The sequence below is a fragment of the Variovorax sp. 10L421 genome, assembly GCF_056395365.1.
The window spans coordinates 62,671-82,395 of the sequence record NZ_JBFTJJ010000025.1 but is presented as its reverse complement, the minus strand read 5'-3'; the positions used below and the strand labels follow the sequence as shown (position 1 = coordinate 82,395).

At 67.3% G+C, this 19,725-nt stretch carries 20 protein-coding genes; 8 read left to right on the top strand and 12 right to left on the bottom strand.

Going from position 1 to position 19,725, the window contains the following annotated elements; all coding sequences use genetic code 11:
• Together AC1DFC_RS24635 and pdxR are read right to left on the bottom strand one after the other, a co-directional pair.
• Positions 1–180: hypothetical protein (locus AC1DFC_RS24635; protein WP_478180161.1), on the bottom strand; the 180-nt coding region annotated here is incomplete at its 3' end.
• A 356-nt stretch (positions 181–536) separates the two neighbouring features.
• A complete protein-coding gene (pdxR, locus tag AC1DFC_RS24630) occupies positions 537–2,015 on the bottom strand; it encodes a MocR-like pyridoxine biosynthesis transcription factor PdxR (RefSeq protein WP_413334556.1) in 1,479 nt (492 codons plus the stop codon).
• Positions 2,016–2,109: 94 nt separating this feature from the next.
• Here pdxR and AC1DFC_RS24625 point away from each other — a divergent pair, with 94 nt between their 5' ends.
• A complete protein-coding gene (locus AC1DFC_RS24625) occupies positions 2,110–2,826 on the top strand; it encodes a GNAT family N-acetyltransferase (RefSeq protein WP_413334558.1) in 717 nt (238 codons plus the stop codon).
• A 22-nt stretch (positions 2,827–2,848) separates the two neighbouring features.
• On the opposite strand, the gene AC1DFC_RS24620 is transcribed toward AC1DFC_RS24625, so the two are convergent.
• Positions 2,849–3,694 carry a symmetrical bis(5'-nucleosyl)-tetraphosphatase gene (locus AC1DFC_RS24620; RefSeq protein ID WP_413334560.1) on the bottom strand — a complete coding sequence of 282 codons (846 nt, stop codon included), beginning with the start codon at positions 3,692–3,694 and terminating at the stop codon, positions 2,849–2,851.
• Positions 3,695–3,717: 23 nt separating this feature from the next.
• Between AC1DFC_RS24620 and AC1DFC_RS24615 the strand changes: the two genes are divergently transcribed.
• From AC1DFC_RS24615 to AC1DFC_RS24595, 5 genes are read left to right on the top strand one after another with little or no spacing between them, the layout of a single operon-like run.
• Entirely contained in the window at positions 3,718–5,031 is a 1,314-nt protein-coding gene (locus AC1DFC_RS24615) for a hemolysin family protein (protein ID WP_007835621.1), read from the top strand.
• A gap of 10 nt (positions 5,032–5,041) precedes the next feature.
• A complete protein-coding gene (locus AC1DFC_RS24610) occupies positions 5,042–6,025 on the top strand; it encodes a lipopolysaccharide kinase InaA family protein (protein WP_007835619.1) in 984 nt (327 codons plus the stop codon).
• A 33-nt stretch (positions 6,026–6,058) separates the two neighbouring features.
• A complete protein-coding gene (locus AC1DFC_RS24605; protein ID WP_007835617.1) occupies positions 6,059–7,039 on the top strand; it encodes a hypothetical protein in 981 nt (326 codons plus the stop codon).
• 7 nt (positions 7,040–7,046) lie between these two features.
• Positions 7,047–8,393: an adenylosuccinate synthetase gene (locus AC1DFC_RS24600; RefSeq protein WP_413334563.1), complete on the top strand. Its 1,347-nt coding sequence runs from the start codon at positions 7,047–7,049 to the stop codon at positions 8,391–8,393.
• An 8-nt stretch (positions 8,394–8,401) separates the two neighbouring features.
• Positions 8,402–8,608: a hypothetical protein gene (locus tag AC1DFC_RS24595; RefSeq protein ID WP_478180160.1), complete on the top strand. Its 207-nt coding sequence runs from the start codon at positions 8,402–8,404 to the stop codon at positions 8,606–8,608.
• 18 nt (positions 8,609–8,626) lie between these two features.
• Here the strand turns inward: AC1DFC_RS24595 and AC1DFC_RS24590 are convergent, their stop codons facing one another.
• Positions 8,627–9,826 (bottom strand): amylo-alpha-1,6-glucosidase, encoded by a 1,200-nt coding sequence (locus AC1DFC_RS24590; protein ID WP_413334567.1) that lies wholly within the window; start codon positions 9,824–9,826, stop codon positions 8,627–8,629.
• Positions 9,827–9,880: 54 nt separating this feature from the next.
• Entirely contained in the window at positions 9,881–11,782 is a 1,902-nt protein-coding gene (locus AC1DFC_RS24585; protein WP_413334569.1) for a GspE/PulE family protein, read from the bottom strand.
• A gap of 161 nt (positions 11,783–11,943) precedes the next feature.
• Between AC1DFC_RS24585 and AC1DFC_RS24580 the strand changes: the two genes are divergently transcribed.
• Positions 11,944–12,285: a hypothetical protein gene (locus AC1DFC_RS24580; protein WP_056590389.1), complete on the top strand. Its 342-nt coding sequence runs from the start codon at positions 11,944–11,946 to the stop codon at positions 12,283–12,285.
• A gap of 38 nt (positions 12,286–12,323) precedes the next feature.
• Here the strand turns inward: AC1DFC_RS24580 and AC1DFC_RS24575 are convergent, their stop codons facing one another.
• From AC1DFC_RS24575 to AC1DFC_RS24545, 7 genes are all read right to left on the bottom strand, one after another.
• Complete coding sequence (locus tag AC1DFC_RS24575) at positions 12,324–12,764, bottom strand: cupin domain-containing protein (RefSeq protein ID WP_413334571.1); 441 nt, start codon at positions 12,762–12,764, stop codon at positions 12,324–12,326.
• An 80-nt stretch (positions 12,765–12,844) separates the two neighbouring features.
• Positions 12,845–13,306, bottom strand: a complete 462-nt coding sequence (locus tag AC1DFC_RS24570; protein WP_413315813.1) for a GNAT family N-acetyltransferase — start codon at positions 13,304–13,306, stop codon at positions 12,845–12,847.
• A 77-nt stretch (positions 13,307–13,383) separates the two neighbouring features.
• Positions 13,384–14,364: a LysR family transcriptional regulator gene (locus tag AC1DFC_RS24565; protein ID WP_413315812.1), complete on the bottom strand. Its 981-nt coding sequence runs from the start codon at positions 14,362–14,364 to the stop codon at positions 13,384–13,386.
• A 430-nt stretch (positions 14,365–14,794) separates the two neighbouring features.
• Positions 14,795–15,478 (bottom strand): Crp/Fnr family transcriptional regulator, encoded by a 684-nt coding sequence (locus tag AC1DFC_RS24560; RefSeq protein WP_042673720.1) that lies wholly within the window; start codon positions 15,476–15,478, stop codon positions 14,795–14,797.
• Positions 15,479–15,569: 91 nt separating this feature from the next.
• Positions 15,570–16,106, bottom strand: a complete 537-nt coding sequence (locus tag AC1DFC_RS24555; protein ID WP_478180159.1) for a response regulator transcription factor — start codon at positions 16,104–16,106, stop codon at positions 15,570–15,572.
• Between the two features lie 93 nt (positions 16,107–16,199).
• Positions 16,200–16,982 carry a Crp/Fnr family transcriptional regulator gene (locus AC1DFC_RS24550; protein ID WP_478180158.1) on the bottom strand — a complete coding sequence of 261 codons (783 nt, stop codon included), beginning with the start codon at positions 16,980–16,982 and terminating at the stop codon, positions 16,200–16,202.
• A 30-nt stretch (positions 16,983–17,012) separates the two neighbouring features.
• Entirely contained in the window at positions 17,013–18,218 is a 1,206-nt protein-coding gene (locus AC1DFC_RS24545) for an EAL domain-containing protein (RefSeq protein WP_413334575.1), read from the bottom strand.
• Between the two features lie 504 nt (positions 18,219–18,722).
• On the opposite strand from AC1DFC_RS24545, the gene AC1DFC_RS24540 reads away from it, so the two are divergent.
• Complete coding sequence (locus AC1DFC_RS24540) at positions 18,723–19,724, top strand: alpha/beta hydrolase (RefSeq protein ID WP_413334576.1); 1,002 nt, start codon at positions 18,723–18,725, stop codon at positions 19,722–19,724.
• Position 19,725: the final 1 nt, after the last annotated feature.

Below are 19,725 nucleotides of genomic sequence, written 5' to 3'. Positions count from 1 at the left end.
CTCGGTTTCCATCGCGACGGTGGCGGCCTTGCCCAGCAGGGTCTTGGGATCGATGGCGTTGCTGCTGCCCAGCAGATCGATTTCAAAAACGTAAGCCTGGCTGAGTGTCTCTCGACCGACGAGGCGGTGGAATTGCAGTGCCTCGCCCARRGGCGTCTGGATCGTGACGCGGCGCTTCACGGATGGCGTCTCCACGGGATCGGAAAGATCACCGGGGACGCGACGAATGTTGTCGCAATGGCGTGAGTCACGCACTCTCCCTGCTGTCGTTATTGATTGCTGCTTGCCTTGAGAGCGAATGGCCAGCTCTCGATGCGTCATCGTGCACTGCGACAGGACGCTTCAAGCGATTGCAATTATGTGATTCCAATGTTCGGCAACGCGCAGGTCTTGCCTTTTGGCGTAGGGATTCTTGTTGCAGGTATGCCAACAAGTTGACATGCCAAATCAACGCTTGCTTACGACGGATGTAGTCAATGGGCTCCAAGCCCCTTCCTTGTTTTGAACGAAAGGACTCTTGAGCCGTGTGATGCTGGCTAATCCTGCGATGCCGCTGCGCGCGCGAACTGTGACAAGCGTTTGACCAGCGGCTCGAACAGTTCCATGGGCGTGTTCCCGTAACCCAGTACCAACCCGTTGTCCGATGGCGTCGGCCGCATCGCAAATCCCGACAGCGGAAACGGCGCGATGCCATGTCGCAGCGCCTCGGCCGCGATCCGGCGGTCATCGAAGCGCGCGGGCAACCGCACCGTCAGGTGCAACCCGCAGTAGCCGCCGTCGATCTCGTGCGGTACCTTGAAATACTTCTGCAGCGCAAGCCGCAGCGCCTGCTGCCGGTCGCGGTACAGCCGCCGCATGCGGCCCAGGTGCCGGCTGAACTGCCCGCTCTCGATGAAGTCGGCCATGGCCAGCTGCTCGTAGCGATGCCCGCCGCGCAGCATTTCTTCCAGCGGTGCCTGCACGACTGGCAGCAGCTGGGCGGGCAGCACGAGAAAGCCCAGCCGCAGTGACGGAAACATCGTCTTGCTGAAGGTGCCGACGTAGAGCACGGGCGCGTCGTCCACCAGCCCCTGCATCGCACCGATGGGCTCGCCCGTGTGGCGGAACTCGCTGTCGTAGTCGTCCTCGATGATCCACGCGCCGTGCTGGCGGGCCTGCGCGATCAGCGCGAGCCGGCGCGCGATGCTCAGCACCGAGCCGCCCGGGTACTGGTGCGAGGGCGTGGTGTAGATCAGCCGGGGCGGGTGCTTTTGCCAGTCGCGTTCGGTCACGCACAGGCCTTCGGCGTCGACCCGCACCGGCACGATGCGCATGTCGCCCGCATGCATGGCGGCCTTCACGCCGCGGTAGCCCGGGTCTTCGACCCAGCCGGTCTCGCCCGGGTTGGCCAGCAGCCGCACGCACAGCGAGATGGCCTCCTGCGCGCCTTCGGCGATGACGACTTGTTGCGGCTCGCAGCGCACGCCGCGCGCCACCGACAGATGCCGCGCGATGGCCGCACGCAGCGGCGGTTCGCCCAGCGGATCGCCGTAGCCCAGCGCGGCCGATCCGGCGCCGCGGATCGCCCGGTCGAGCGCGCGCCGCCATGAGGCCGACGGAAAGTGCGACAACGCGGGCACACCGGGGCGCAGCGCCGCCTCCATCTCGCCGCGCGACGTGCCTGGCTTGATCTCCGCGAGACGCAGCGCGGTGGCTGGTGCGCCGGCCGGCTTGCCCGTGCGCTTCGGCAGGACGGAAGACGAGAGTTCGGTCACGCGAGTGCCCTGCCGGTCGGGCTGCACATAGCCCTCGGCCGCCAGATGCTCGTAGGTCGCGGTGACGGTGTTGCGGGATACGGCCAGCGCCTCGGCCAGGGCGCGCGAGCCCGGCAGGCGGCTGCCGGCGACCAGGCTGCCGTCGAGGATGGCGCGCTTGAGCCGGTCGTGCAGCTGGTGCTGCATCGAGCCTGCGCCGCGGTCCCTTAAGAGGGAGGACTCGAGCAGGGCAGTGGGAGAGAGGGTAGGTCGTGGCACCATGAAATGAATCCAACGTGGCACTTACGCTGGAGCCACGTTGCGCGTACTTTACGTGCTCCCGCCCAGTTTTTCCTTTTTTCCGAAAGAGCCTTTCATGTCAGCCCGCCAAAACAAGTTCGGCCAGTCCATCGGTCCCGATCTTCCCGAATGGACGCCGCGCGCCCAGCCGCCGCGCCGTGTGGTCGAAGGCCGTTTCTGCAGGCTCGAACCGATCGATGCCTCGAAGCACGCCGACGATCTGCACGCCGCCAACGCGCAGGCCCCCGATGGGCGCGACTGGACCTACCTCGGCGTCGAGCGCCCCGCCGAAGCGGAAGGCACCCGCGCCTACATCGAGCGCATCGCGAAGAGCACCGACCCGCTGCACTTCGCCGTCATCGACAGGCAAAGCGGCCGCGCCGTGGGCTCGCTGGCGCTGATGCGCATCGACCCGGCCAACGGGGCCATCGAAGTGGGGACCGTCAATTTTTCGCCGCTGCTGAAGAACACGCCGATGTCCACCGAAGCGCAGTACCTGCTGATGAAGCTCGCCTTCGACGAACTCGGCTACCGCCGCTACGAGTGGAAATGCGACAACTTCAACGAGCCATCGAAGCGCGCGGCGCTTCGGCTGGGCTTCAAGTACGAGGGCCTGTTCCGCCAGGCCGTGGTCTACAAGGGCCGCAGCCGCGACACCGCGTGGTTCTCGATCATCGACGGCGAGTGGCCCGCGCTGCGCACCGCGTTCGAGCGCTGGCTGGCGCCCGGCAACTTCGACGCGCAGGGCCGGCAGCGCATGTCGCTCGACAAGTTCCGGCTGCCTTCTTCCTGAGTGAGTCGCGCCGGGCCGGAATCTATTTGCCCGGCTTCTGCGACTGCTCGCACTCGACCTGGATCAGCTCTCGCTCGTCCAGCGTCGCGCCGATGCGCACCGCGCTCAGGCAGCCGCCCCACACGCAGCCGGTGTCGATCGAGAGCAGGTCGGGCCGCGACAGCCAGCCCAGCGTCGACCAGTGGCCGCAGGCGACCGTGGCCTTGGCCGTCTTGCGCCCGGGCACGTCGAACCACGGCATGTAGCCTTCGGGCGGGGTGGCCGCGCTGTCTTTGGCCTCGAATTCCATCACGCCTTCAGGTGTGCAGAAGCGCAGCCGCGTCAGCGCATTGACGATGGCGCGCAGCCGCGCGCTGCCCGTGAGCGTGTCGTGCCATTGCGCCGGCTCGTTGCCGTACATCGACATCAGGAACTCGCCCAGCGCCGGCCCGCGCAGCACCGACTCGACCTCGGACGCCAGCGCCAGCGTGTCGCCCACCGTCCACTGCGGCAGCACGCCCGCATGCAGCATCAGCAGGTCGCCGTCGCCAATGCGCATGTGCAGCGCCATGTGCTGCAGGCGCACCCATTCGAGCAGCGCCTCGCTGTCGGGCGCGGCCAGCACTTCGGCCAGCGTGTCCTTGCGGCCGGCCTTGCGCGCGCCGTGCGCCACGCCCAGCAGGTGCAGGTCGTGGTTGCCGAGCAGGCTCAGCGCCGAGGCGCCGCAGCCCTGCACGCGGCGCAGCACCGCGAGCGAATCGGGGCCCCGGTTGACCAGGTCGCCCAGCAGCACGATGGTGTCGCGGCTGGGGGAGAAATCGATCTTCTGCAGCAGCCGACCGAAGGGGGCGTCGCAGCCTTGCAGGTCGCCAATCAAGTAAAGTGACATTCCCTCATTCTCTCCCTCAGTTCATGGATGTCTTCCTCCTGGCCTTGTTGACCACGCTCAACGCGTTGTTCGCAATGTCCGAAATGGCCCTTTCCACCAGCCGGCGCGCACGTCTCGCGGCACTGGCCGAAACGGGAGACACCGGCGCGGTGGCCGCGCTGAAGCTGATGGAGTCACCCACGCAATTCCTCTCGACGGTGCAGATCGGCATCACCTCGATCGGCATGCTCAGCGGCATCGTCGGCGAGGCCGCCTTTGCCGAGCCGCTCGCGGTCTGGATGGAAGGCGTCGGCATGGGGCGCGGCACCGCCAGCGTCGCGTCCACCGCGGTGGTCGTCACCTGCATCACTTTCTTCACCATCATCTTCGGCGAACTGGTGCCCAAGCGCATCGGCCAACTCTATCCCGAGCCCGTGGCGCGATGGGTGTCGCGCCCCATGCGCGGACTGGCCAAGGGCGCCAAGCCTTTCGTGTGGCTGCTGGCGGGCGCCACGGCCACCATGCTGAAGCTGCTGCGCATCGACGCCAACGCGGCCCGTTCTGTCACCGAGGAAGAAATCTCGGCCAGCCTCGAAGAAGGCGTGGACGCCGGCGTCATCGAGCAGCACGAGCACCAGATGGTGCGCAATGTGTTCCACCTCGACGACAGGCGCCTGTCGTCGCTGATGATCCCGCGCGCCGACATCGAATGGCTCGATGCTTCGTTCACCGTGGAGCGGGCACTGCAGCAGGTTGCCGACGCGGCCGAGCTCAACCTCGTGCATTCCTGGTACCCCGTGTGCCGCAACTCGCTCGACGACGTGGTCGGCGTCGTCAGCGTGGCGCAACTGCTGCGCCTGGGCTCCGCGCATCGCGGCGTGCTGGGCCAGGAGGCGACGCCCGCCGTGTTCGTGCCCGAGACCCTCACCGGCATGGAGCTGCTGGAGCAGTTCCGCGCCCGCGCCGGCCGCCTCGTGTTCGTGGTCGACGAGTACGGCGTGGTCCAGGGCCTCATGACCCCGCGCGACCTGCTCGAAGCCATCACCGGCGAACTGCAGCCCGGCATGCAGACCGACGCCTGGGCGCGCGAGCGGGCCGACGGCGTGTGGGAGCTCGACGGCCTCATGCCCGTGTCGGAGCTGCGCGCGCGCCTGGGCATCCGCGAATTGCCCGATGAAGAGCGCGGGCGCTACAACACCGTGGCCGGCTTGCTGATGTCCGTGTCGGGCCACCTGCCCAAGGTGGGCGAGCGCATCGACTGCGCCGGCTGGTGCTTCGATATCGTCGCGCTCGAAGGCCGCCGCATCGACCGGGTGCTGGCGTCGCCCGACCCGACGGCGCCGTCCAAGGAAGATTGAGGCGGGGGCCATGCTGTCTCTGCTCGCTCTCAGCTGCCCCCAATGCTCCGCGCCGTTGCCGCGCGCTGCCCGCTGGCGTACCGTCAACTGCAGTTACTGCGGCACCACCGTCACCCGAGGCACTGAAACCATCGAGCGCGAGAGCTTCCGCGCCGCGCTGCGCCGGGCCAATGCCGACGTGCCCGGCGGCCGCATCCTCACATGGCGCGGCGCGCGCTACCGCGTGCTCGCACCGCTGGCCACCGGAGAGCACAGCGAAGTGCTGTTCGCCGAACGCCTCGGTGCATTGCCCGAGCGCGTCACGCTCAAACTCGCGCGAGACAGCGCCGCCAACAGCGTTCTGGTGCGCGAAGGCGCGGTGCTCCAGTCGCTGCAAGACCTGCCGGTGCAGGGTGCTGCCTATTTCACCCGCCGCCTGCCGCAGCCGCTGGGCGTGGGCATTGCCGAAGGCCTGGGCGACGGCGCCCGCCAGGCGCTGGTGCTGCGCCACCCGGCAGGCTTCTGGGGCAGCCTGCAAGACGTGCAGCAGGCCAACGCCCAAGGCATCGATCCGCGCCACGCAGTGTGGATCTGGCGCCGCATGCTCGAAGTGCTGGCCTTTGTGCACGGTGCCGGCTGGACGCACCGCGACCTGTCGCCCGCGCATGCGCTCGTGCATCCGCGCGACCATGGCGTGCTCGTCATCGGCTGGTCGCGCGCGCAACATGCCACCGGCACGGTCCACAACGCCGCCGCCGCACGCGACCTGATGCAAGCTGCCTGGACCGTGCGCGCCGTGTTGCACGGCGGTGCGGCCGGCGAGCCAGGTTTCGGCGCTCACACACCTGCACCGCTCGTGGCCTTGCTGCGCCAGTGCAGTGAAGACAGTGCCGCCTGCCAGCGCCTTGGCGCACAGGGCATCGAGCAGGCGCTCTCCGCCGCGTCGCGCGAAGCCTTCGGCGCGCCGCAGTTCGTTCATTTCGATCCCGCGCCTCCCCACCGTACCGGCGCCTGAACCGCACATACGCACCAAGCTAGGAGTCACTTCATGGGCTACGGAAACTACTCGCATGCCGCCCACACGGCGCTCATTGCCGACCGCGCCGCCAAGCCGGGCGCCGAGGTCTTCACCCAGCGCTCCACCCATCCGCTGATGAACCCGCAAGGGCTGAAGGTGCGCGAGTCGCGCGACAACGCCGACCATCCGAACTCGCTGGGCATCGTTTTCGCGCTCGACGTCACGGGCTCCATGGGCGATATTCCGCAGACGCTTGCGCGCAAGGAGCTACCCACCTTCATGAAGCTGCTGACCGACTGCGGCGTGGCAGACCCGCAGCTCATGTTCATGGCCATCGGCGACGCCACCTCCGACCACGCACCGCTGCAGGTCGGCCAGTTCGAATCGACCGCCAATCTCATGGACCAGTGGCTCACCTGGAGCTATCTCGAAGGCGGTGGCGGCGGCTCGGGCGAAGAGAGCTACGAGCTCGCCTTCTACGTCATGGCCCAGCACACCGACATGGACTGCTGGGTCAAGCGCAAGAAGCGCGGCTACCTGTTCGTCACCGGCGACGAACTGCCGTACCCCGCCGTCTCGCGCCACCAGATCGAAGGCCTCATCGGCGAGAAGCTCGACGAGGACATTCCCATCGAGGAAGTCATCGCCGCCGCGGCCGAAACGACGAACCTGTTCTTCCTGATTCCCGACGCCCAGCGCCGCCGCCGCTGCGAGCCGCGCTGGCGCGAGCTGCTGGGCGATCACGTCATCTGCATGGACTCGCCGGACGACGCCTGCGCCGTGGCCGCCGGCATCGTCGCCCTCACCGAAAAAGCCGTGCCCAGCCTCGACGCGCTGGCCGGCGTGATGGGCGGCACCGGCATGGCACGGGAACGCGTGGGTGGCGTGATGCATGCGCTCGAGGGGTATGCCGCGCTGCTCGACCCGACCGCAGCGCGCCACGCGCCGCCGGGCTTGGCCGCGGGAGCAGCGGGCCCGCGCTCCTCGTGGTGGAAGCGGCTCTTCGGCTGATGACCGAGTGAGCTCCGGCACCGCAGCGGCAGCCACGCGCTACATCTCACTGCTCGGCCTCGGCTTCGGGGACTGCGGCAAGGGGCTCTTCACAGACCACCTGTGCGGCGCGCTGCAGGCCCACACTGTCGTGCGCTTCAACGGCGGCGCGCAGGCCGGGCACAACGTGGTGCTGGCGGATGGGCGGCATCACACCTTTTCGCAGTTCGGCGCCGGCAGTTTTCATGCGGGCGTGGGCACCGTGCTTGCGAGTCCGGTGGTGGTGCATCCGACGGCGCTGCGCGTCGAGGAAGCGGCATTGCGGCGGGTGGGCGTGGAGGACGCGTTCTCGCGCCTGCTGATCGATGCGCGCTGCCGCGTGACCACGCCCTTTCATCAGGCGGCAGGCCGTTTGCGCGAATGGGCACGGGGGGAGGGGGCGCACGGCAGCTGCGGCGTGGGTGTCGGCGAAACGGTGCGGCATGCGCTCGCCGCACCCGACGAGGCGCTGCACTACGGCGACCTGTCGCAGTCGGCCCTTGCCTTGGAAAAACTGGAAGCCTCCCGCGCTGCGCTGCTTCGCGAGTTCGCGCACGCGGCGCCCTTGCATGCCGATGGCGCGCGGGAACTGTCGGTGCTCCAGGACGACTCGCTCGCACGGCGATGGCTCGATGCCGCCGCGCCGTGCCTGGCCCAGTCGCCGCCTGCGGGGGCGGACCGCATCGCCGAGCGCCTTGCGCGGCCCGGCGCCGTGGTCTTCGAGGGCGCGCAGGGCGTGCTACTGGACGAGTGGCGCGGGTTCCATCCGCACACCACGTGGAGCACCATCTCGACGACGGCGGTCGAGGCCGTGCTGCGCGACGTGGGCATCGACGCGCCCGTGCAGCACCTGGGTGTTCTGCGCAGCTATCTCACACGCCATGGCCCGGGACCGCTGCCCACACACGACCGGGCACTCGATGCGCGGTTGCGCGAGCCGCACAACGCGAACGAAGGCTGGCAGGGCGTGTTCCGCAGGGGCCACCCCGATGCGGTGCTGCTGCGGTACGCGCTGGATGCGGCAGGCACGCTCGACGGGCTGGTGGTGAGCCACCTCGATGCGGTCGACGGTGCGGGCCTGCGCTGGTGCGCCGGTTACCGCACGGCGGAGGCGGGCCGCTTCGCGTCCCTACCGCTCGGCGGCGTGCGCGATCTCGGCCATCAGCACGCATTGACCCGACTGCTGCAAGGCGCCGAGCCGATCTATGAGCCGCACGCCGTCGCAAGCCCGCATGCATGGGTGGCGTATGCCGAGGCATCGAGCGGCTTGCCCGTGCGCTTCGGCGCTTTCGGCCCGACGCGCGAAACCGTGCGCGACCACAAGCATCTTCCTTGAGAGACTTCGTGAGCTACAACATTCCCCTGATCGTCGGCGCCGCATCGAGCGCCATTGCCGCGCTGCTGCACATCTGCATCATCTTCGGCGGGCCGGCGTGGTACCGCTTCTTCGGCGCGTGCGAACGCATGGCGGCGGGCGCGGCGGCCGGGCATCTGTATCCGCCCGTCGTCACGGTGGGCATCGCCTGCGTGCTGGGGGTGTGGGCGGCCTGACGGGCCGGCCGCCCTCATTCACCAGGCCACCCCGTCCCCCATCAACGCCCGCTGCGCCAGCAGGAACGCGGCCGCATTCCAGCTCTGCCCCGCCATCCCCATCGGCGCGAGCGTGCGCCCATGGAACCACTCCGTGAACCGCCAGTCGTCCTGCGCGTTCGCTTGTGCCAGCCGCGCAAGCTCGGTCCACGCCTGCCCGTGCAGCCCCTGCCGCGCCAGTGCCATCACCCAGAACCCGCCGACGAACGGCCAGATTCCCCCGTTGTGGTACTGGTGCACGATGTTCTGTCGATGCCGCCCCATGTAGGCCCGCCACAGCTCGTGCTGCTGCGACAGCGGATGCAGCACCACGCGCAACGGGTAGGGCTGCGATGCATGCGCCGCATCGATGGTCCGCACGATGCGCTGCGCCATCGCCGCATCGGCCAGCCCGCTCTGTATCGCCAGCACGTTGCCGAACACATCGCCTTCGTCGCCGACCACCGCGAAATTGACGAAGCTCAGGTACAGCCCCGGGTCGCGCCGGCCGCGCCGCGCATAGTGCCGCAGCAGCCTTGCGCGGTGGTACTCGGGCAGGTCGCGCTGGAACGGATTGAACAGGTGGTTGAAATGGTGCTGCGTTTCCTCGGCGCGTTCGAGTGCGAAGCGGCGCTTCACGTCGAACCACAGCGCGTTGGTGTACAGCACGTAGCCCGAGCGCGGCATGATGTCGGCCCAGTCGCTGGCCTCGTTCTGCTGCAGCAGGCGAAAGTGCTGGTGCTCCTGCGCGAGCAGCCATTGGATCGCGCGTTCGACTTCGGAGCGCCAGTGCGTGGCGCCTACATCGCCGTGCCTGCGCACATGGTCCGCCGCAATGAGCCACCACAGGGTGGCGTCGATGCAGCCCAGATACCAGAAGTCGGCGTCCTGCCCCTCGGGGTCGACGTACTTCGGAATCTGCCCGTTGGCCGCCTGCTGCGACGCGAGCGCGTCGAGGCTGGCCACGGCGCCTTGCTCCAGTGCGGGCACGCCGCTGCCGCACATGGCCATGACGCAGATGGCGGCGTCGCGGCCGAAGATGCGCGTGTAGCGCCGCGCCACGGCGGCCTCGGTGCGGCTGGCGGCCAGGATGCCGTGCGGCGTGAGGTTGCCTTCCAGCAGTTCGAGCGAGGCTCGCGCGCAGGCATCGATCAGCGCCAGCGCGGAAGCGTCGAGGTTCGGGGCCGGGCGCGTGGTCATAGGGTGGGCATTCGCAGGCTCGGGACGCCGGGACGCCGGGCCGCCGCGCCTCGCTCACACGTTGCTGGTCGCGCGCACTTCCTCGATGGTGGTCTGTCCGGCCAGCACCTTCTCGATGCCGTCCTGCCGCAGCGTGCGCATGCCTTCCTGCAGCGCCGTCTGCTGGAGTTCTTCCGCACGTGCGCCGGTCTGCACCAGGCGGCGCAGCGTTCTGGACATCGTCATCAGCTCATGGATGCCCACGCGTCCCTTGAAGCCGGTGTCGCCGCAATGCTTGCACCCGGTGCTGGTGTAGCTGTGCAGGTGCCCGTCGCGGCCGTAGCGCTGCATCCAGTCGTCCTGCAAGGCCTTGCGCTGGACCGCGTCGTTTTGCTGCGTGCCGAATGCGTGCATGTAGTCGTTCAGCAGTTCGTCGACCGTCTCCGGGCTCGCGGGCGTGCTGCTGGTGCAGCGGGTGCAAAGGCGGCGCACCAGTCGCTGCGCCAGCACGGCCAGCAGCGAGTCCGCGAAGTTGAACGGGTCCATGCCCATGTCGAGCAGGCGAGTCACGGTTTCGGGTGCGCTGTTGGTGTGCAGCGTCGACAGCACGAGGTGGCCGGTCAGCGAAGCCTCGATGGCGGTCTTCGCGGTTTCCTCGTCGCGGATCTCGCCGACCATGATCACGTCCGGATCGGCGCGCACGAACGCCCGCAGCGCCTTTGCAAAGGTCCACTCGATGCGCGGGTTGATCTGCACCTGCCGCAGCCCGGTCTGCGTGATTTCGATCGGGTCTTCGGCGGTCCAGATCTTTCGCTCCGGCGTGTTGATGTGCATCAGCGCCGAGTGCAGCGTGGTGGTCTTGCCCGAGCCAGTGGGGCCCACGCACAGCACCATGCCGTAGGGGCGCTCGACGGCCTTGGTCAGCTCCGCGAGGTTGTTCGGCGAGAGGCCCAGCTTGTCCATGGGAAGGGGCTTGGCCGACGCCAGGATGCGCATCACCACGTCTTCGAGGCCGTTGTTGGTCGGGATGGTCGCCACGCGCAGTTCGATGCGGTGCTGCGGCGAGTACTTGGCGAAGTTGATCTTGCCGTCCTGCGGGTTGCGCTTTTCGCTGATGTCCAGGTCGCACATGATCTTCACGCGCGCGACGACGGCGTTGCGGTAGCTTGGCGGCAGCTCCAGGTAGGTGTAGAGCAGGCCGTCGCGGCGAAAGCGGATGCGGGTCTTTTCCTGGCCGGGATAGCTTTCGATGTGGATGTCCGACGCGCCCTCACGGTGCGCCTCCAGGATCATGCTGTTGATCATCCGCACCAGGGAGTTGTCCGACTGCTCGATGGGAGCCTCGGGGGCGGGCGCGGCGGGGCCTTCCTTCTCGAGCGTCTGCAGCAGTTCGCTGGTGCCGGCCATGTCGAATTCGAGGGGCCGGCTGGGATCGAGGTTCGAGGAAAAGACGCCGGGGGCGGAGGTCGTCGACTCGCCGATTTTTTCGTAGGCTGCGTGCAGCACGTTGTCGAGGTCGATGCATTGCCCGACCACCGGGGTGACCTTCATCTGCGCGATGAACTCCACCTCGTCCAGGGCCGAATGCCGGCTGGTCGGGTCGTCGATCGCAACCACGAGGCGCCCCTCGTGCAGCCGCAGCGGCATGACCTGCAGGCGCTGGGCCACGGAATACGGCAGCTTGCGCAGTGCGTCGGCCGCCGCGGGGAACAGGTGCAGGTTGACGAGGGGATAGCCCATCTTGCGCACCAGCGCGGTCTGGAGCTGGCCCTTGCTGACGATGCCCATGCGCACCAGCGTCTCGCCCAGCGGCACCGTGGGATCGAGCTGTTGCCGCGTCAGCCCGGAACGAAGTTGATCCTCGGTGATCATGCCCAGCGAAATCAGCGCTTCGCCGATCCGTGCGATCGGCGTGCGGCTCTGGGCTTCGAGTGCGCTCAGGAGCTGCTCGGGCATGACGACTTCGTTGGCGGGCATGGGCGATTTCCTGTCTGGTTTCGGACACTGCATCGTAGAGCGGGATTCATGCGCTTGCCATCGCTTCAACTTGTGAGTACGCAAGTTCTCATGTCGGGGCCGAACCCTGAATCTCCTCTTGTCCTACGCGGGCCGCTCGCCACCTGCCTAGCATGTCGGCGATGCGTCAATTGATTCTTGCGACAACCCTGGTGCTGGTCGCTGCCGCCGCAGCGGTGCAGGCCGAGCCTGTCAAGGTGCCCGTCGACAGCGACGAGAAGGGCACCGTCTACGTGGCCCCCAACGTGAACCCGACCGAAACCTCGGCCACCGTCAAGGGGGCGAGCTTCGGCGTGCTGCGGCCGGACGGCAGCGGCACCTACATCGGCACCGACACCTCCACGCCACGGCCCACCTACTCGCTGGGGGCGAGCACCGGCGGCAATCTGTCGCTCTCGGGCGGTGTTCAGTCGGACGGCAAGGCCAACAACGGCGTGAAGGCCGGCATTACCTTCAGGTACTGACAGGAGGGCCGCGCGCGCGACAGAGGGTTTTGTCGGACCTACGCAGCAGGCTGCGCGGGCAGGGCCGGCGTCAGCCCGTAGCGCGACATCACCGCGACCAGCTTCGCCTTGTCGGGCGGTCCGCCCGCATTGACCACGGTCGCGACCTCGCGAAAGTACTGCGCGCCGATGTCCGGCGAGAGCATGACGATCGCGCGCGCCGTCTGCGATCCGACATTGCGAAAGCCGTGCACCGAGCCGCGCGGCGTCGACATCCATTCGCCGGGTGTCAGCTCGCGCGTTTCGGCATCGACCGAATAGGTGACCGCGCCTTCCACGACATAGAAGAACTCCTCGTTGTCCCGATGGCTGTGCGGTGGCGGCACGTTGGCGCCCGGCGGCAGGGTGAGTTCGAACACCCCCATGCTCCCTGTCGCGGAGCCATCGACCAGATAGCGAATTTCGAGCTGACCTGCCTTGATCACTTCATCGCGGTTCATGTGTTTCTCCTGTCGCTGGTGCCCAGGCGTTGACTCTACGGCGTTGCAGGAAAAAGATAAATCGCCTATTTTTCGCAGCCTCAGACCAGCGTGCCGTAGACGATGAATCCGTCGTGCGTCGCGACCTTGTCGTACAGCGTGCGGCCGGCCGTGTTGGTCGCATGGGTCTGCCAGTACACGCGGCGTACGCCCGCGTGCTTCGCGCGCTCGTACACGCCCTGGATCAGCTGGCGGCCCACGCCGCGGCCGCGTTCTGACGGCAGCGTGAACAGGTCCTGCAGATAGCAGGTCGGTTCGAGCCGCGTGGTGCTGCGGTGGAACAGGTAGTGGGTGAGCCCGACCAGTTGCCCGTCGCGCTCGGCGACCAGCGCATGCACCGGTTCGTAGACATCGAAGAAGCGCTGCCATGTGGCCTGCGTGATCTCGTCGGCAAGGGCTGTCGCACCCTCGCGTCCGTAGAAGGCGTTGTAGCCGTCCCATAGCGGCTTCCATGCCGCGTAGTCGTCGGGCGCCGGAGGGCGGATCTGGAGGGGCGTACTCATCGCGTCTGTGGCCTGCATTCTGAAAAATGCGATTGCAACACAACGCGTGCCGCTCCCAATCTTCGGTCAGCTCGGCGCTATTGGCTACTGCCGACCTGCTCCTGCGCCTTGGAACGGGCGCATCCAGGCGGCATCACCGCCACCGGTAGCGCGGGCGGCAGCGCCGGACCCTCGGTCAGGGCGCCCATCGATTGCTCCAGGAAGTCGAGCATCGCGCGCATCGCGGCGCTGTTGTGGCGGCGCTGCGAGTAGGCCGCGTACAGCCAATGGTCGCGCGGCATGTGCTCGCGCAGCACCGGCACCAGCGCTCCGCGTTCCAGGTGCGACTGCGCCAGCGGCTCGGGCACATAGGCCACGCCCACGCTGCGCAGCGCCAGTTCGATCAGCGCGACGGCGTCGTTGGCTTCCAAGCGGCTGTGCACGGGCACGTCGTACTGCCTGCCGTCGGTCTCGAAGGGAAGGTGGGTGGTCGGCTTTGCCGAGTAACTCAGCACCTCGTGCCGGCCCAGATCCTCGGGCGTCTGCGGCATGCCGCGCTGCGCCCAGTAGGCCGGCGTGGCGCAGACCACCATGTCGAACTGCACCAGCCGGCGCACGATCAGGTTCATGTCGTCGATGCGTCCGCCGGTCAGGTGCACGTCGATGCCTTCCTCGATCAGGTCGAGGTCGTCGTTGGTGAACACCAGGCTCACGTACACGTCGGGGTAGCGCTTGATGAACTCGGCGATCACGTCCGAGAGCCAGCCGGCGATCAGCCCGTGCGGCGCGCTCATCCGCAGCCGCCCTCGCGGGTGTGAGCCGTGGGCCTGCAGGTCGTTCAGGGTGTTCTCGGCCATGGTCACCAGCTCGGTGCTGCGGTCGAGCAGCACCTGGCCGGCGTCGGTCAGGCTCAGGGAGCGGGTCGAGCGGTTCAGCAGGCGCACGCCGCTGCGGGTTTCGAGCTCCGCCACGTAGCGGCTGACCGTGGCCTTGGACATGCCCAGCGAGATTGCTGCGCGGGAGAAGCTGCGCCGGAACGCGACTTCGCGGAATGTTTTGATGAGATCGAGGCCGTCCATGGGTGGGCGCATTGTTCCAGCATCGAGGATGAGGCCGTGCGCGTAGGGGCATACCACCTGCGACGTGGCTGCACGGCGCCTGTGACGCCAACGAGCGATATGGAAGCGTTCTACCCGACCCGCATCACTGTCCCGTATACCCCCCAGCGCTCGCCTCCCGCGCACGAGCATCATCCACCGCTCGTTCGGAGCGAAGCTGGCGTCTTCCACAATTCGCACACTCATAAAGACGCAGCCAGGGCAGCAGGCGCATCCACCCACTGCGATGAATGCGCCCAAGGTGCGCGATGTTGCACGTACAAGCGACGAACAGGTGGGACATGGAAGGTCTGTGTAGAAACAACGGGGGGAAATCGTTGTTCGATTCTTTCGCCTCACCCTGGCGAATGCAACTCACCGGTTCCAGCTATTTTTTCGCCCTTGCGTCCGGCTACGGCGCGGAAGGCGGCAAACCGAAGTCTGTTCCCGCGAAGTCCTGGGGAACATGCACGCCCTGCGAATCGCGCAGCAATACGCCGCGCCTTTCCATCTCCCGCATCGTCCTGTTGACGACCTCGCGAGAAACGCCGGCGTAGGAGGCGATGACACCCTGCGTGACGCGCTTGTCGTAGGCCTCGTGGCCAGCGGGAGCTATCTGGGTCATCTTGTGGAGTACACGGCCAACCATCTCTTCTGAAGATAGCGAAGAGATGCGCCGGATCTGACGGCGCAAGACATTCATGCGGGCAGCCTCCGCACCAAGCAATTCCAGTGCGATGCCGTGATGCCGCTCGCAAAGCGCCCTGATCACCGGCACGGGAACGAGGTATATCGTGCTGGGAAGCACCGCGATCAATCTGTGGGCAGCCAGATACTGTGGCTCGCTCAGGGAACCGCCAAGATAGAAGTCGTGCCGGCGAATGAAATCCGTGGTCACTTCCGTATCTTCCTGCGCGCCGTCGCGGCCTTGGGCAACCACGCGCACCAGGCCGCTTTCCACGCAGTAGAACGAACGCGTGCATTCGTTCGACGCAAGGATCGTCTCGTTGCGAGCGTATGAACGCAGCTCGCAAAGCTGCCCGATGGCCGAACGTTCCACCAGCGGCAAGCGGGCAATCAATGGATGCAGGTGCACGCAGCGATGATGAAAGCCGGGAGGTCGAAACGCAATCACCCGAATTAGGGATTCCTTACTACAGCATCCCATCGCGCCGCGGCAGCTATTTCTAGTCGCAGGCCTCCAGATCGATCAGGCCCTTCTGCATGGCATCGCGCACCGCCTGGGCACGCGACTTCACGGCCAGCTTGCGATAGATGCTCTTCGCATGCGCATCCACCGTGTGCAGCGAGCGATGGCTCAGCTCGGCAATCTGGCGGTTGCTCAGGCCTTGCGAAATCATCCGAAGCACGTCGAGTTCGCGACGCGAGAGTGCGCGGCCTGCAGCGCCTGGACTCGCCGATGGCGGGAGGCGCGTTTCTTCAGTTTGCGAAGAGACTTCCACTGGTGTCGGCAACGAGGCCGAAGGCGGCAGTTCAGGCCCCAGCACCGCACGCCCCCGTTCCACGATGCACCACGCGATCCGCATCGCCGTGGCCGAATCGCCCTCGGCAATCAGGCGCATCAGAAGGACGAGTTCCTGCTGAGCCGCTTTGGCGAACAGGAGGGCGGCGGCGGTCGAGGAAGTCGACGAATCGATTCGCGGCACTCCATCGCTGGTCCCCTCCACGCGCGGCTCGCCGCCGCTGGAACCGGCCGTGCGCACGGACGATGATTCCCTCGAGCCTTGTTCGGGCCGCGTGGCAATCCGCCTGCTCTTTTCTTTGGACATCGATGCCTTCAAGTAGCGCAAGCGCGATCAATCGTCCTCGGGTTTGCGCCCGGATGGGTCGCTCGCCGGGGCCGGGAAGCTCTCGAAGAAGATCGGTTCGACCTGGCTCGGCTCGGCACGCGCCAGGTTTTCCTCGGCGGGCAAGAGGTTGCCGAAGTCGGTGGACGCGAAATTGGCGGGCACGTGCACGCCTTGATCGTCGCGCCGCACGAGGCCGCGTTGCTCCATGTCGCGCATGGTCTTGTTGACAACTTCGCGCGACAGACCCGAGTAGGAGGCGATCACCGACTGGGAGATGCGCTTGTCGAACGCGCCCATGCTCGAGGGGGCCAGCACGGTCAGCTGGTGCAGCACGCGGCCGACGACGTCTTCGGTGGACAGCGCGGACATGCGCCGCAGCTGGTTGCGCATGACGGCCATGCGCTCGATCGCGAGTTCCAGCAGCCTGATGGCCACCTCCGGGTACGAACTGCAGATCTTGCGCAACGCCACGACGGGGATGAGGTGCACCGCCGCGGGCAACGCGGCAACCAGCGTGTGCTTGGCCTGGTAGGTGTCCTCGGAAAGAGACGGACCGATGAAGAATTCGTTCTGGCGGATGAAGTCGGTCGTGACATTGGTGGCGTGGGCGCGGCCCTTGCCATGCTCCACCACGCGCAGCAGTCCGCTGGCCACGCAATAGACGCAATCGCTCGAGCTGCCGGCCGCGAGCACCACTTCATTGCGCCGGTAGGAGCGCAACTGGCTGCTCTGGACCAGCGCAAAGCGTTCGGCCTGCGACACGTTGGCGAAGAGAGGATTCAGGTACATGGTCGAAGAAAATCCGTGCCGTGGTTCGAGTCACCCGAAAGGATGCCCGGGAGCGACAGCAGCAGGCTTGGCGGCCGGCTCGGTGCCACGCACGCCGTAGCCCTGCAGCCACCGCGCGCCCACGCGCGAAGCGATGTGCATGTCGTCTTCGCGCTCGATGCCATCGACCACGACCTGGGCCGCGAAGTGCGTGCAAAGGGAAATCATGCCCTGCAGGCACTCGATGCCGAAGGTGTCGTCGCGCGCGCGGCGCAGCAGCGACGCATCGAGCTTCACGATGTCGGGCCCGCAGGACTGCAGCGCGGCGAGGTTGTCGTTGCCGCCGCCGATGTCCCGCACGGCGATGCGGCAACCGCGCAATTGCATCTGCACGCAGAAGTCGTGGGCGGCCTCGAGATCGGCCAGCGTGGCGCTGCCCACGATCTCGATCACGAGGCGCGAGGCCAGCGCGGGCTCTTCGTCGAGTGCCGCGCACAGCGAGGCCCACCAGTGGTCGAGCTTGGTGCTCTGCGCGCAGATGCCCACGCCGATGTGCGCGCAGGTCTGCGACCGCAGTTCCGCCAAGGCCTGGCGCACCGCGATGCGATCGAACGCGCGAGCCAGCCCCAGTCGCTGCAGGCACGGCAAGAACACCTCCTGCGCAAGAAGCGCCGGCTCGCTGCGGCTCGGCGGCAGACGCACGCGCCCTGCGAGGTAGAAAGTACTGGCATTGCCGCCAGCGTGCACCACCGGCTGCCATTCGAAGGAGAGCGCCTCGGTGCGCAGCGCTTCGCTGACGCGCACGGCGACGTCCATGTCGGAGCGGTAGCGCTGGCACCATTCGTCGGCCCTGTTCTCGCGCAAATCCGGAAACGGTTGCGCAGTCCACAGGGCGAACTCGATCTCCGACGTGCCGAGCTGCTCGGGCGGACGCACCTCGATCCAGTCGGCATGCAACTGCACCATCGCGGCGATGCCCTTCGCACGCACCGGTTCGGCGCCAAGCACGGCAAGCAGCGTCTCGATGGGGTGGCTCCGGTGGCGCACGTCGTGCGGCAGCTCACGGATGTCGCGCGCGCCGCAGACGAACGCGTCGTTGGCCCACAGCAGGAAGCAGTCGTCGCGCAGCCGGGCCATGTCGGTGGCAGCCGAGGTGAGGAAGTGGGCGCACAGGCGGCGCTGTATTTCAAGGCTGGCGGCGGCTCCGAAATCCTGCCCATAGGCTTCGATGAGGTGCGGCAGGTTCGCGATGAACACATAGGCGCAAGGCCTGCGCGGCGCTGCTTGCAGGGTGGGTGCGGCGTCGGTTGCAACAAATGGCGCGGCCCGCGCGTTTCGCTCGGCATGTTCCCCATGCGCGCGGCTCCCCGCCGCTGTGCGTGGAGTCCATGCGACGGACCACGGAGTCTGTGGTGAGAGGGCGACCATCTGATCCTCCTTCGGACAATTCGTTTTATGAACCTTCCGGATGCTACGGATTGCAATGGTCGTTGACAGCGCTTTCGCGTCCCAACTGTGTTTCCCATCACATCTGCTCCGGGGCTCGCATTGCGCCAGCGAAGATTTCATTCCCTTTTGGCGTGCATGGAGTAGCGCATTCCACACAGGTTTTTTCAAGATAGCCGAAAGGCTGCGCGCCGACAGCGAAAGATCGATTGCGCAAAGGATGCGGTCGATAAGCTGAAGCGGAAAGTACGCGGTGCAGCAGCGCCGTTGGTGGCACCATCGGCATCAGTGAAGCACTCGTCGAAACTTCTGGTGATGCGTATCGTCCTCTGGAGCGCTGCAATCGTCGCCCTGGCCATCCTCATGGGCGTCGTGTACGAGCAGGCCGGCCGCTACCGCGCGGCGCGCGACTTCCCCGCGCCCGGGAAGATGGTCGACATCGGCGGGCGAAGAATCCAGCTGGATTGCCGGGGCTCCGGCTCGCCGACCGTCGTGTTCGAGGCGGGCCTGAGCGCCGGCGGTTCGTTGAGCTGGTCGGCAGTCCAGCCGAAGATCGCAGCGCGCACGCGCGCCTGCTCGTACAGCCGCGCGGGGCTGATGTGGAGCGATCCTTCGGATGCGCCTCCCAGTGCCAGGCAGGTGGCGCACGATCTTCACACGGCACTCGCCCGCGCAGGCGAGCGGGGCCCCTACGTGCTGGTCGGCCAGTCGCTGGGCGGGCTCTTCGCCACGAGTTTCACGAGGCACTTCGGCGCCGAGGTGGCGGGGCTGGTTCTCGTCGACCCTTCGCATCCGGACCAGGTCGCGCGCGTCGCGGACTTCATGACGGAGACGCGGTCGTTGCGCTCGCGCATCGCCGTGTCGCTCGCGTGGTCCGGCCTGCTGCGCGCGGCGGCTCCCTCGCTGCTGCCCCAGGCGCGGAACCAGACGGCGCGCGATGCGCAGGCGATCCGCGCCTTTGCGCCGAAGTCGTTGAGCACGCAGTTGGTGGAAAGCGATGCGACCGACGCCACGCTCGCCGAGGCCGGCGCCTTCCGCGACCTGGGCAATCGACCGCTGGTGGTGCTCACCGCGATGGCGCCGTACACCGAGGCGGAACTCCGGGGGATGAAGATCACGCCTGGGCAGGGCACGCAGGTGCAGGCCATCTGGAAGCAGCTGCACGAGGACGAGGCGACGTGGTCCTCGCGAGGCAGGCAGGTGCTGTTGCCGAACGCCGGTCACGACATCCAGTTCGACGACCCGGATGCGGTGATCGACGCGGTGCTGTCCGTCGTCGCGGCGGTTCGCGCGGATCTCGGCGCCGCGCCGCACTGAC

Excerpts from the sequence above, each read along its gene's own strand:
- pdxR (WP_413334556.1), bottom strand. The coding sequence starts at position 2,015 with ATGGTGCCACGACCTACCCTCTCTCCCACTGCCCTGCTCGAGTCCTCC.
- AC1DFC_RS24625 (WP_413334558.1), top strand. The coding sequence starts at position 2,110 with ATGTCAGCCCGCCAAAACAAGTTCGGCCAGTCCATCGGTCCCGATCTT.
- AC1DFC_RS24620 (WP_413334560.1), bottom strand. The coding sequence starts at position 3,694 with ATGTCACTTTACTTGATTGGCGACCTGCAAGGCTGCGACGCCCCCTTC.
- AC1DFC_RS24615 (WP_007835621.1), top strand. The coding sequence starts at position 3,718 with ATGGATGTCTTCCTCCTGGCCTTGTTGACCACGCTCAACGCGTTGTTC.
- AC1DFC_RS24610 (WP_007835619.1), top strand. The coding sequence starts at position 5,042 with ATGCTGTCTCTGCTCGCTCTCAGCTGCCCCCAATGCTCCGCGCCGTTG.
- AC1DFC_RS24605 (WP_007835617.1), top strand. The coding sequence starts at position 6,059 with ATGGGCTACGGAAACTACTCGCATGCCGCCCACACGGCGCTCATTGCC.
- AC1DFC_RS24590 (WP_413334567.1), bottom strand. The coding sequence starts at position 9,826 with ATGACCACGCGCCCGGCCCCGAACCTCGACGCTTCCGCGCTGGCGCTG.
- AC1DFC_RS24585 (WP_413334569.1), bottom strand. The coding sequence starts at position 11,782 with ATGCCCGCCAACGAAGTCGTCATGCCCGAGCAGCTCCTGAGCGCACTC.
- AC1DFC_RS24580 (WP_056590389.1), top strand. The coding sequence starts at position 11,944 with ATGCGTCAATTGATTCTTGCGACAACCCTGGTGCTGGTCGCTGCCGCC.
- AC1DFC_RS24575 (WP_413334571.1), bottom strand. The coding sequence starts at position 12,764 with ATGAACCGCGATGAAGTGATCAAGGCAGGTCAGCTCGAAATTCGCTAT.
- AC1DFC_RS24570 (WP_413315813.1), bottom strand. The coding sequence starts at position 13,306 with ATGAGTACGCCCCTCCAGATCCGCCCTCCGGCGCCCGACGACTACGCG.
- AC1DFC_RS24565 (WP_413315812.1), bottom strand. The coding sequence starts at position 14,364 with ATGGACGGCCTCGATCTCATCAAAACATTCCGCGAAGTCGCGTTCCGG.
- AC1DFC_RS24550 (WP_478180158.1), bottom strand. The coding sequence starts at position 16,982 with ATGTACCTGAATCCTCTCTTCGCCAACGTGTCGCAGGCCGAACGCTTT.
- AC1DFC_RS24540 (WP_413334576.1), top strand. The coding sequence starts at position 18,723 with ATGCGTATCGTCCTCTGGAGCGCTGCAATCGTCGCCCTGGCCATCCTC.